The sequence below is a fragment of the Bacillus sp. NTK071 genome (genome assembly GCF_017303315.1).
GTDB lineage: Bacteria > Bacillota > Bacilli > Bacillales > Guptibacillaceae > Guptibacillus.
Genome location: NZ_JAFKOI010000020.1, coordinates 19,434 through 31,138 on the forward strand (window position 1 = coordinate 19,434; position 11,705 = coordinate 31,138).

The following is an 11,705-nucleotide window of genomic DNA, read 5'->3' on the forward strand; positions in this document are numbered from 1 at the left end:
CTTGAAAAATAACCAAACATTAATGATTTTCCTTCTAATAGTTGTTGGTTTACTATCAGGCTGCGGGTCAGATGGAAGTAAGGCAAGTAGCGACGATCAAAAAGAGTTGGTCCTTGGGGGGACGATTCCATATAGCGATATGCTAGAACAAGGTGTTAAACCATATCTTGAAAAGCAAGGATACTCCGTTACAATCAAGGAGTTCAATGACTATGTTCAACCCAATATGGCGCTAAAAAATGGATCAATAGATGCCAACTTGTATCAGCATGAAGTATATATGAAGGCTTTTGCAAAGGAAAATGATATGGAGTTAAGTGGCGTTATAAAAGTCCCTACTGCTCCAATTGGTATTTATTCTAAGAAGTATCAATCATTGGATGAGATAGAAAAGGGAAGTACAGTAGCCATTGCTAATGATCCTACTAATCTTGCTCGAGGTCTGACTGTACTTAAAGATAATGGAGTAATCTCTTTTGATGAAGATGTTGATCCTCTCCGTGCCTCGGTGAAAGATATTACAGATAATCCGAAAGAGCTAGTCTTTAAACCAGTAGAAGCAGCTCAATTACCAAGAACCTTAGATTCAGTAGATCTTGCTGCTGTTAATGGAAACTTTGCAATTGCAGCTGGCATGGATCTGACGAAGGCATTAGTAAGAGATAAATTACCAGAGAACATTATCAACCAGGTAGTCGTAAACAGAAAGGACAAAGATGCTCCTTACGTACAAGCAATTAAAGAGGCAATACAATCAGATGAATTTAGAAAAGTGATTGAAGAAAACTTTCAGGGTTTTCATGACCCAGAATGGTTTAAACAAAAGTGATCAATTATAGTGCGATTCTTTTTTCTTGTTCTCTGTTTAGACAGCTACACAAGAGTAGGTTAGTTTCTATGAGTCGTGGGAATGGAACTTGGAGCTATGGGATTGCCCGTAGCTTTTTTATTTTCAGTCTTAAGACGGAGTTCAATTCAACCTGTAGGTTATCGCCTAATCACGTTCTATTTATTAGACTTAGAGTATCAAAACAGTAAGGGTGTGGTGACGATGACAGGTAAAGATGTGGCTGTACAAAAAGAGGAATTAGAGGGTTCAACTGAACAAACACCATCGATCTTCAAGAATAGAAATTTTCTTTTCCTCTGGGCAGCGGCGCTTCTTTCAAGCTTTGGGATTTCGTTCTTCTTGTTTTCAGAGAGCTGGTACATTGTAAACGTCTTGAATTTAGAGGCATCACTTGGCTTAATCTATATTGCTTCTAGCATACCAAGAGTAATCTTTATGATTATTAGTGGTACGGTTGCAGACCGGGGAAGTAAGACGAAAATCATGTTCGTGTCTGATTTCTCAAGGAGTATTCTGTTAGGTGGTCTTGTCATTTGGTTTGTTTTCGGGGATATTACGCTTTGGACATTTGTTGGAGTTGCTTTTTTATTTGGTATTCTCGATGCCTTCTTTTGGGCTGCGGAGAGTGCTGTTATTCCTTCGATTATTCATAAGGATAACCTAACCCGTGGGAATTCTATTATCCAGATGACAAATCAAGCATCATTTATTGTTGCTCCAATGCTCGCTGGTCTTATTATTGCATTTGGTAATTATGAAATCGTGTTTGCGACTACAGCAGTCATGCTTCTCGTTGCAAGTCTCTTCATTTACTTGATTCGCGTCCCCTTTTCATCTACAACAGATTCACTTACTGAGAAATCATTCTGGAAAACTTTTAAAGAAGGCGTTTTGTATGTGAGAAATTCAAGGATGCTATTGTTGGTTGTCCTAACAACTATTTTCCTGAACTTATTCCTAGTAGGACCTATGACGATGGGACTACCGCTTTTTGTTATATCAGTTTTAGGCGGAGATGCTGTTGACTTCAGTCTATTAGAAGCGGCACTCGCTGGAGGAATGCTGATTGGTGCAGTTGTCATTGGTGTACTTAATGTCACGAAGAATCGAGGTCACATAGCCTTACTAGCATTGATTTTAGCAGGATTAGCTTTTGCGGGATTAAGTTACTCCACAAAACTAGTGATGAGTATGGTGATGCTTGGCATTTTCGGTGCTGGTCTTTCTTGTTCTAACATTCCTTTTATTTCAGCTATCCAAAGTATGATTGAGGAAAGGATGTTGGGACGTGTTATGGGATTAATCTCTCTTGCTTCAATGGGGCTTATACCAGTGAGCTATGTAATTACATCGCTTGTTCTTTCATTTGGTATTCCGATTGAGACGATTATGTCAGCAGGAGCGATCTTACTTGTTCTTTATTCACTGTTTGTGTATGTGAAGTTTAATGAGTTAAGAGAAATAAGCTAGTCGTAGAAAGAGGCGGCCGCTCTTTAAGACTAGCTTTTAAATCGATGTGATCCTATTCTTCAATTAATTCCTTTAAGACGATAGCGTGATTGTGTTTGGTATCTTTAGCGCCAAACAAAAGAATAAGCCTTTCGTTTGTAGCCATCTTCTTTAATTCCTGGAGTTTCTCACTTGCTTTGTCACTTTCGTCAATTTCTTTTCGATACGCTTTTTTAAAGTCTTCGAATTTGTCGGGGTCATGATTAAACCATTTACGTAACGAAGAGCTTGGAGCAATTTCCTTCATCCAGTCATCGAGGTTTGCATCTTCTTTTGAAATCCCCCTCGGCCAAACACGATCAACTAAAATGCGGTTCCCGCCAAGAGAGTCCTCTTCATCATAAATTCTTCTAAGTATGACTGACATCATAGCCTCCTTTCAAATTCACGCAATTCATATACATTGATGAGTATTTACTATTAAATTATCTTTAATTTATAATACTTTATTTATCTGTGCAAATTAGAGGTTGTGGCTCATGTAAGAAAACGAACTTACACTAACGGGTCCATTCTTATTTTTGTTACAATAAAGTTATGAGTATTCAGACACTTGTCTTTGATCCTAGAATTGTATTGTTATAGGAAAAGTTACCTATTTTCATAAAGTGTGCAGTAGATTATTAATTATTGGAGGAATCAGCTATGAGTTCATCGTACCAATTCGATGCGTACCAACCAGCTGTTAAGCGAGTTATTGAAAATATAGAAACAGTTATAGTCGGTAAACGAGAAGTTGCTGAATTAAGCCTTGTTGCACTGCTTGCAGGAAGTCATGTTCTACTTGAGGATGTTCCAGGGGTTGGTAAAACGATGATGGTACGTGCGCTTGCCAAATCAGTTGGCGCTCGATTTAACAGAATTCAGTTTACACCAGATTTGCTCCCTTCTGATTTAACTGGAGTGTCCATTTTTAATCAAAGTGAAATGAAGTTTGAATTCCGTAAAGGACCCCTCCTTGGAAATATCGTTCTAGCGGATGAGATCAATCGAACGTCCCCTAAAACACAATCAGCTCTTCTTGAAGGCATGGAAGAGGGCAGCGTGACGGTTGATGGTGAAACGCATATTCTTCCACAGCCATTCTTTGTAATGGCGACACAAAATCCTATTGAATATGAAGGAACATATCCACTTCCAGAAGCACAGCTTGATCGTTTCTTATTGAAATTACGAATGGGATATCCAACTCCTGAAGAGGAGCTTGAAGTCTTAAATAGAACAGAGCATGCGCATCCAATTGACTCCATAGGCGCTGCGCTACCGTTAGAAGAACTGTTAGATATGCAGAAGAAGGTAAAAGCAGTTTTTGTTGAGGGGTCCGTTAAGCAATACATTATAGATATTGTGAGCAGAACGAGAAATAATACATCGATTTATCTTGGAGCTAGTCCTCGTGGGTCCCTTTCTTTAATGAAGGCTTGCCAGGCCTATGCGTTTATGAGAAATCGAGATTATGTTCTACCGGATGACGTGAAATTCCTTGCCCCTTACGTATTGTCTCATCGAATCATCCTGAAGTCAGAGGCTGCTTTTGAAGGGCAGAAATCAGAAGACCTCATTAAAGATATAATTCATCGAGTTAAGGTGCCTCTTAGGAGAGAAGAGAAAGTAAAATGAGGGACAAGCTTGCAAACAATCGAGTGTTAAAGTTTCTATTTCTAGGAATGATTTTTCTAGCTACCTTTTCATATGCGATGTTTCAAGGCGGGTTTGTTAGCTGGTTTCTCTTCTATAGTTTTTTGCCATTCGCACTCTATTCGTTGCTCCTTCTTTTCTATCCTTTAAATGATGTGAGAGTAACGCGTGCGATTAGTCACTCTGAGTTAACAGATGGTCAGGAGCTGACTGTGACGATTCTGGTTGAACGTAAGAGTCGTTTTCCTTTATTTTATCTTGTGGTAGAAGATGTTCTACCGGAGCAACTTATTCCATTTGCGCATGAATCGTCATCGCGGTATCAAAAGCGTTCACTGGCTCTACTTCTGCCGATGTTTCGAAAGAAATTATCTTTCAGTTACTCTATTACCCCAATACCAAGAGGGGAGTATTACTTGAAGGAACTGAGGTGTAAAGTAGGAGACATGTTTGGGTTCGTACGGCATGAGAAAACGTTTGAGAATGCTGAATCTATTTATGTCCTTCCTACGTATCAGGACATATACTGGTCACCATTTAATCAGCAACTCTCAGGAACGCGACCCTCACCTCATAAAGCAGATTTGGACTATTCTACAGCAGTGAGCGTTCGTGATTATGTACCCGGCGATAAGCTTTCATGGATTGATTGGAAAGCGACGGCCAGAGGAGCGAAGCTGTTAACCAAGCAATTCGAACAACAAATCAGTCAAGATTTTATGGTATTTCTTGATCGAGAAAAAGTTCATTATGGGAGTGAAGAATCCCCCTTATTTGAGAAAGCGGTAAAGCTTGCCGCTTCCGTTACCAATGCTGCTTTAAAGCAGAATGCGATGATTGGGCTCGTTTCATCTGGTAAAGATCATTCTGTCCTTAGCATTAACGGGGGAAAGGCGCAGCGGAGGAGAGTTTTTCATCATCTTGCACGAGTACAAGCTAACGGTGCCACTTCTTTCGATACAGTTGTGAAAAGGGAAGCTCACCATTTTCCTGCTGGTACAGGAGTGTTAATGATTAGCCCTTCTATGGATAGCACTTTTACTTCTACGTTAAAAAAGCTTGTAGCGAAAAAAGTTCAAGTAGAATTCTTCTATATCACTGAGCACCTCACGTTAGAGGATCAAGCAGAGCTCAATGAGCTTGCTCAATATGGAATTAAGACCCATGCGATTGCTGGTGATTCATTCAATGATGAAATAAGGGGAGGTAGGATGCGTGCAACAAGATAACGAAAAAACTGACTGGCTGTATTCGCTTCTCCTCTACGGACTTGGCTTTCTATTATTCTGGGAATGGTTAAGGCCACTAACGGTTATTTCTGATACGGGGCAAACAGAAATTTTCATTTTGTTTACAGCCTTTCTATTCCTACTTTCGTATTTTCAGTTACCATTCTGGCTATCGTTTCCGATTAAAAGTCTATCTCTCATCTATGCACTTCATGCTATGTTTTTTCCGGGACCATTCTTTGACTTTCTTTGGTTTGACTATTTTCTCTCAGACGTTTCGGAGAATATAGGCTTTATTTTCGGAGGGAGCTTCGATGAATTATCGAATGTATTCCGGACCTTATTGTTTTTTATTTTACTTTGGCTCATTAGCTATTTAATGCAATACTGGCTTATTCAAACGAGAAGAATTTTCCTGTTTCTCCTCGTTACGATTATTTACATTTCAGTTATTGATACGTTTACAGTATACAATGCGGAAAATGCAATCATTCGGATTGTTGTTATTGGATTTATTCTTCTAGGACTTCTTCAAATTCTTCGCATTCAAGAGCAGGAGGGCGTTACGTTTTCAAAAGGACGTTTTCCTGTGTATTGGCTTATGCCACTTGTCGTTATTATCGCTTTCTCTTCCTTGTTTGGCTATATCGCACCAAAAGCTGAACCGCAATGGGCAGATCCGGTGCCATTTTTGAAAAAGACTACGGGCAACGGAGATGGCAATGGAGTCGGTGGTAATGGGATTAGTAAGATTGGATATGGGGAAGATGATTCCCGTCTTGGCGGTCCGTTCGTTATGGACGATACACCTGTTTTTACTGCGGAAATCAAAGATCGAGGGTACTGGAGAGTTGAAACGAAGAATGTGTACACGGGGAAAGGGTGGGAAGCATCGCAAACTGATCGCGTCCCTTTTGAAGGCAGTACACAAACACTCTATGAAGAAAGCGTTGAGGTAGAGTCTTTTGATACGAAAGTGAATATGAGTGGAAATGAAGACTTTAGCTTTATCATTCATCCAGGTCAGGTAAACGATATTGAGACAGATGTTAATGTTGAATATTTTGAGAACCCTCTTACAGGAAAGGTTTTTACAGAGAACCTTGGTGAACCTCTCGTACTGGATCAGTATAGCCTTGACTATGAATCACCTACATTCTCAGAGGAGCTATTGAGGGACGCATCAGTTAATTATCCTAAACAAATCCAGAATCTATATCTTCAATTACCAGATACACTTCCTGATAGAGTGGGGGGACTTGCTGAAGAAATAACAGCAGATGAAACGAACCCTTATGATAAAGCAAGGGCAATCGAAAGTTACTTTATTGGAAATGGATTTGTGTATGAAACGAAGGATGTTGCTGTTCCAGGTGAAAACGAAGACTATGTAGATCAATTTTTATTTGAGTCGAAGCTTGGGTATTGCGATAACTTTTCAAGCTCGATGACTGTTCTTCTAAGAAGTCTTGGGATTCCAGCACGATGGGTAAAAGGGTTTACTGAAGGCGAGTTTGTTGCTGCTGCAGGAGATTACCGAGAGTATGAAGTTACAAATAACAATGCTCATTCCTGGGTAGAAGCTTATTTTCCAGGTATCGGCTGGGTGCCCTTTGAACCAACACGAGGGTTTTCTAACCAGGCTGATTTTGTAAATGATTATCGTGATGACGAAAATTCTAACACAGAAACGCCTGAACCAGTTCAGCCAGAAGAAGACCAGGCTCACCAACAAGACAAGGCTACTGAAGATCAAACATCATCAGATTCCTCTTCGTTCTCACTCGAGTGGACAAAGTGGCATTCAATTGGACTTGTCATTATTCTGCTAGTCGCTTTATTTATTGCTTTTAAAAATTATAAAAAATGGTTGAAGCGCATTGTTCTATCTAGATATAAAAGAAGAGACGATGGAAAGGCGCTTTCTGAAGCTTATTTCCGACTACTATGGTTGTTAGAATTACATGGAATTAAGCGGGGGGCTAACCAGACTTTACGAGAATATGCTATCCAGGTTGATCAAAAACTTGGCTCGCAGGAGATGAAAGAGTTAACTCGTCGATATGAGGAGAATTACTATCGCGGGAAAACGAACGATACGTCGTGGACCGATATGAAGAAATTGTGGGAAAATTTAATTAAAAAGATGGAATCTTGACCGCTGTATAGCCGGTTGATAGAATGAATCCATAGTTTGAATAGAAAGATGTAACCTTCGTATATCCCTGGGAATAAGGCCCAGAAGTCTCTACCGGATCACCGTAAATGATCTGACTATGAAGGCAGATACTCCTAGTAAAAGCCAGGATTCTGCCTTTGTACCATGGCAGAGTTCTGGCTTTTTTTATAGTTGCTTGGGATTTGAGACTGGTTAAAGCCAATAAATCAGTTTTTCGTAACGATTTAGGGAATGCTTTTAGAGACTAAATAGAAGTGAGGGAATTAGATGTTAGAAGAGCAGGAATCCATTATTGTCCTCGACTTTGGCGGACAGTACAATCAGCTAATTGCAAGACGTATTCGTGACCTTGGTGTATTCAGCGAGTTGCACCCAAACACCATTACAGCAGAAGAAGTTAGAAAGATTAACCCTAAAGGAATTATATTCTCAGGTGGACCGAATAGCGTATACGGCGAAGGTGCGCCGCGCTGTGACGAAGAAATTTTCGAGCTTGGTATTCCGGTTCTTGGCATCTGCTACGGCATGCAATTGATGACACACCACTTTGGGGGAAGTGTTGAAGCGGCGAAGCACCGTGAGTATGGTAAGGCAATGCTGACTATCAAGGATAAATCCCCATTATATGATGGTCTGCCAGAAGAGCAGTCTGTTTGGATGAGTCATGGTGATCTTGTTAAAGCTCCGCCTGAAGGGTTTGAAGTGGCGGCTACTAATCCATCATGCCCTGTAGCTGCTATGAGCGACTCTTCCCGCAACCTATATGGCGTTCAATTCCACCCGGAAGTTCGTCACACTGAGCACGGAAATGAACTATTGAAGAACTTTGTGTATAAAGTGTGTGAATGTGAAGGAAACTGGTCGATGGAAAACTTCATCGATGAGCAAATTAAGGAAATCCGTGAAGCTGTAGGCAATAAGAAAGTTCTATGTGCCCTTAGTGGTGGTGTCGATTCTTCAGTCGTTGCCGCCCTCATTCATAGAGCTATTGGTGATCAGTTAACGTGTATGTTCGTCGATCACGGTCTTCTTCGTAAAGATGAAGCAGATAGCGTGATGAAAACATTTGGTGAAGGGTTTGAAATGAACCTCATTAAAATTGATGCTGCTGACCGTTTCCTTACAAAGCTTAAAGGTGTAACGGATCCGGAGAAGAAACGTAAAATCATTGGTAATGAATTTATTTATGTATTTGAAGAAGAATCTGAGAAGCTTGAAGATATGTCATTCCTTGCTCAAGGAACGCTATACACAGACATTGTCGAAAGTGGTACAGCCACTGCTCAAACGATTAAATCCCACCACAATGTTGGAGGTCTTCCTGAAGACATGAAGCTTGACTTAATCGAACCTTTGAATATGCTCTTTAAAGATGAAGTTCGTATAGTCGGTACAGAGCTTGGTCTTCCTGATGAAATTGTATGGAGACAACCATTCCCCGGACCGGGTCTTGGGATTCGCGTAATCGGAGAAGTAACAGAAGAGAAGTTAAAGGTTGTCAGGGATTCAGATGCTATTCTTCGTGAAGAAATTAAAAAAGCTGGACTAGATCGTGATATCTGGCAATACTTTACGGCGCTTCCTGATTTCCGAAGTGTAGGTGTTATGGGCGATGCGAGAACGTATGATTACACAATTGGTGTTCGTGCCGTAACGTCCATTGATGGAATGACTTCGGATTGGGCTCGTATTCCATTTGACATCCTTGAGCTTATTTCAACACGCATCGTAAATGAAGTGGATCACGTTAACCGCGTTGTGTACGACATTACTTCCAAGCCACCAGCAACAATTGAATGGGAATAAACACGAACAAAACACAACGGAAAATTAATAATGTTCGTGTTTGATGTTGACGCAAGTTAGATGAGTTGATACACTAAAAAAGTAAATAGAAGAACGACCATCCATCGTATAACATCGGGAATAAGGCCCGAAAGTCTCTACCAGGTTACCGTAAATAACCTGACTACGAAGGAAGAAGAGATAGAAGTGTACCATTTAGCTCGTGAAGCATAGTGGTATGCGATCATCTCTTTTCCTATTAGTCCGCTCCGGGTAGAGAACCCGGAGCTTTTTTTATGCCATAACCAGATAAATAGAAGATAGATGATGGATGATAGGAATAAGGGGGAAATACAATGGATCGTTTTTTTCGTTTTCAAGAGCACAATACAACATACAAGAAAGAGTCGATAGCAGGGCTAACCACATTCTTGTCGATGGCTTATATCTTATTCGTTAACCCGGCTATTCTAGCTGATGCTGGAATGGATCAAGGGGCGGTCTTTACCGCTACAGCTCTTGCTGCTGCACTTGGTACGTTGATTATGGGAGTATTGGCAGGATATCCAATTGCACTTGCACCTGGAATGGGATTGAATGCTTTCTTCACGTACTCAGTCGTTACTGTTATGGGTGTGCCGTGGGAAACAGCGCTTGCTGGGGTACTGGTTTCGGGAATTATCTTTATTATTATTACGATATTCAAAATTAGAGAAATGATTATCAACGCAATTCCAATGGAATTAAAATATGCTGCAGCGAGCGGGATTGGGCTTTTCATCGCATTCATTGGCCTAAAAAGCGCAGGTATCGTTCAAAATAACGATTCAACACTTGTTCAATTAGGTGATCTTCTTGCAGGCCCAACGCTACTTGCCGTATTTGGATTAATCGTAACAGTAATCTTAATGGTTCGTAATGTAACTGGTGGAATTTTCTACGGAATGGTCATTACTGCGATTGTAGGTATGGTGTTCAATCAAGTTCCTCTACCAAACGGTATTGTAGGAAGCGTACCAAGTCTTGAACCGACGTTCGGTGTTGCTTTCGGTCATCTAGGTGATTTATTTACAATCGATATGCTTGTAGTTGTGCTTACCTTCTTGTTCGTAGATTTCTTCGATACAGCAGGTACATTAATCGCGGTTGCTACTCAGGCTGGTATTATGAAGGATAATAAGTTGCCTCGAGCGGGTAAGGCATTGTTTGCTGATTCTTCTGCAACTGTCCTTGGAGCTATCCTTGGAACATCTACAACAACGGCTTACATTGAATCCTCATCTGGAGTTGCGGCAGGTGGACGAACTGGATTTACTTCTGTCGTTACAGCAGGTTTATTCTTACTAGCGTTATTCTTCTCGCCATTATTATCTGTTGTAACCCCTGCTGTTACAGCACCGGTGTTAATCATTGTTGGTGTACTGATGGTAGGTGTACTTGGAAACATTGAGTGGAATCGATTTGAAATTGCAGTACCTGCTTTCTTAACCATTATTGCTATGCCACTTACGTACAGTATCGCAACTGGTATCGCACTTGGGTTTGTGATGTACCCGATCACAATGGTCGTAAAAGGGGAAGGGAAAAAGATTCACCCGATAATGTATGTATTGTTCTTCGTATTTATTGCATATTTTGCTTTTCTAGCATAGGAAGTAATCTCGTTTCATTGGGCAGCCATTAGTGGCTGTCTTTTTTGTTTTGTCAGTTTTAAAATAACTGATTTATATGGGAGGGTGTGCTGTAGTACAGGAGAATATCTGAACGCAGCAGAGTAACCTTCTCTATAAGTATGTCTACTTGATCTTTTGAAAGCTTTACATTGTAATATAATTCATGCGCCGCTTTATATAGAAGATCCTCTTATGAAAATAAACAACATACCGCCTATTAGAAAACCTGAAAGTCTCAAAAGCTTCTTCTATTTCATAACTTTCCACCTCCGTAGCTATTCAATTATCCATCTGAATAATAAATTAGGGTTTAAGGATAAGAGACGTAATAAATTAAGTGAAGTAACAAAAAGAAAAGAAAAAAGAAATGTTCGATGTGATTGACGAGAAGAGGGTGAGTTAAACAAACGTTTGATTGAATCGAAAATAGAGGGTTTAATACACTTTAAGCCAGAGCGCGAATTCGCTCTGGCTTTTTAAATTCATTTTTTCAAAAAGAATATCATTATATGTATTGACCCATTAAGTTTCAACTGATATAGTAGAGAACGTTGTTGCAAAGACAACACATTCTAATTAAAAAAGAGATTGACACTACTTCGGTAGTCATGTATTATTAAACACGTTGCTTCTTACGAGGCAAAACAGATTGAAATAAACAATCTCAAAAAGTTGTTGACATCGATTACGACGACATGATATATTAGTTGAGTCGCTGAAAACGACAACGAAAGAAACAAATCGATCTTTGAAAACTGAACGAAACGCCATGTAAGTAGTTGTTTCTACGGAAACAAAACATTGTTTTAAAAGCTAGATTAAGCTTTCTATCGGAGAGTTTG

At 40.1% G+C, this 11,705-nt stretch carries 8 protein-coding genes and 2 riboswitches; of the genes, 7 read left to right on the forward strand and 1 reads right to left on the reverse strand.

Features of this window, described 5'->3' with window-relative positions; genetic code table 11:
* The first annotated feature begins 1 nt into the window (after position 1).
* Both JI666_RS19270 and JI666_RS19275 read left to right on the forward strand, forming a co-directional pair.
* Positions 2-829 (forward strand): MetQ/NlpA family ABC transporter substrate-binding protein, encoded by an 828-nt coding sequence (locus JI666_RS19270; protein ID WP_286170959.1) that lies wholly within the window; start codon positions 2-4, stop codon positions 827-829.
* Positions 830-910: 81 nt separating this feature from the next.
* The gene (locus JI666_RS19275) at positions 911-2,320 is read left to right on the forward strand and encodes an MFS transporter (protein WP_286170960.1); all 1,410 of its coding nucleotides are present in this window, start codon (positions 911-913) and stop codon (positions 2,318-2,320) included.
* Between the two features lie 52 nt (positions 2,321-2,372).
* On the opposite strand, the gene JI666_RS19280 is transcribed toward JI666_RS19275, so the two are convergent.
* The gene (locus JI666_RS19280) at positions 2,373-2,726 is read right to left on the reverse strand and encodes a DUF488 domain-containing protein (RefSeq protein ID WP_206894671.1); all 354 of its coding nucleotides are present in this window, start codon (positions 2,724-2,726) and stop codon (positions 2,373-2,375) included.
* Positions 2,727-3,004: 278 nt separating this feature from the next.
* Between JI666_RS19280 and JI666_RS19285 the strand changes: the two genes are divergently transcribed.
* The 5 genes from JI666_RS19285 to JI666_RS19305 all read left to right on the forward strand — a co-directional run bounded on the left by JI666_RS19285 (position 3,005) and on the right by JI666_RS19305 (position 10,842).
* Entirely contained in the window at positions 3,005-3,979 is a 975-nt protein-coding gene (locus JI666_RS19285; RefSeq protein WP_206894659.1) for an AAA family ATPase, read from the forward strand.
* Positions 3,976-5,226 carry a DUF58 domain-containing protein gene (locus JI666_RS19290; RefSeq protein WP_206894660.1) on the forward strand — a complete coding sequence of 417 codons (1,251 nt, stop codon included), beginning with the start codon at positions 3,976-3,978 and terminating at the stop codon, positions 5,224-5,226. The genes JI666_RS19285 and JI666_RS19290 overlap by 4 nt, the downstream gene beginning before the upstream one ends.
* Complete coding sequence (locus JI666_RS19295; RefSeq protein WP_206894662.1) at positions 5,213-7,384, forward strand: transglutaminase TgpA family protein; 2,172 nt, start codon at positions 5,213-5,215, stop codon at positions 7,382-7,384. Before JI666_RS19290 ends, JI666_RS19295 begins: the two co-directional genes overlap by 14 nt.
* A 37-nt stretch (positions 7,385-7,421) precedes the next feature.
* Positions 7,422-7,523: riboswitch (purine riboswitch) on the forward strand.
* Between the two features lie 149 nt (positions 7,524-7,672).
* Positions 7,673-9,211 (forward strand): glutamine-hydrolyzing GMP synthase, encoded by a 1,539-nt coding sequence (gene guaA, locus JI666_RS19300; RefSeq protein ID WP_206894664.1) that lies wholly within the window; start codon positions 7,673-7,675, stop codon positions 9,209-9,211.
* Positions 9,212-9,295: 84 nt separating this feature from the next.
* A riboswitch (purine riboswitch) is annotated at positions 9,296-9,397 on the forward strand.
* A 149-nt stretch (positions 9,398-9,546) separates the two neighbouring features.
* Complete coding sequence (locus tag JI666_RS19305) at positions 9,547-10,842, forward strand: NCS2 family permease (protein ID WP_206894666.1); 1,296 nt, start codon at positions 9,547-9,549, stop codon at positions 10,840-10,842.
* Positions 10,843-11,705: the final 863 nt, after the last annotated feature.

Excerpts from the sequence above, each read along its gene's own strand:
- guaA (WP_206894664.1), top strand. The coding sequence starts at position 7,673 with ATGTTAGAAGAGCAGGAATCCATTATTGTCCTCGACTTTGGCGGACAG.
- JI666_RS19285 (WP_206894659.1), top strand. The coding sequence starts at position 3,005 with ATGAGTTCATCGTACCAATTCGATGCGTACCAACCAGCTGTTAAGCGA.
- JI666_RS19305 (WP_206894666.1), top strand. The coding sequence starts at position 9,547 with ATGGATCGTTTTTTTCGTTTTCAAGAGCACAATACAACATACAAGAAA.
- JI666_RS19280 (WP_206894671.1), bottom strand. The coding sequence starts at position 2,726 with ATGTCAGTCATACTTAGAAGAATTTATGATGAAGAGGACTCTCTTGGC.
- JI666_RS19290 (WP_206894660.1), top strand. The coding sequence starts at position 3,976 with ATGAGGGACAAGCTTGCAAACAATCGAGTGTTAAAGTTTCTATTTCTA.
- JI666_RS19275 (WP_286170960.1), top strand. The coding sequence starts at position 911 with ATGGAACTTGGAGCTATGGGATTGCCCGTAGCTTTTTTATTTTCAGTC.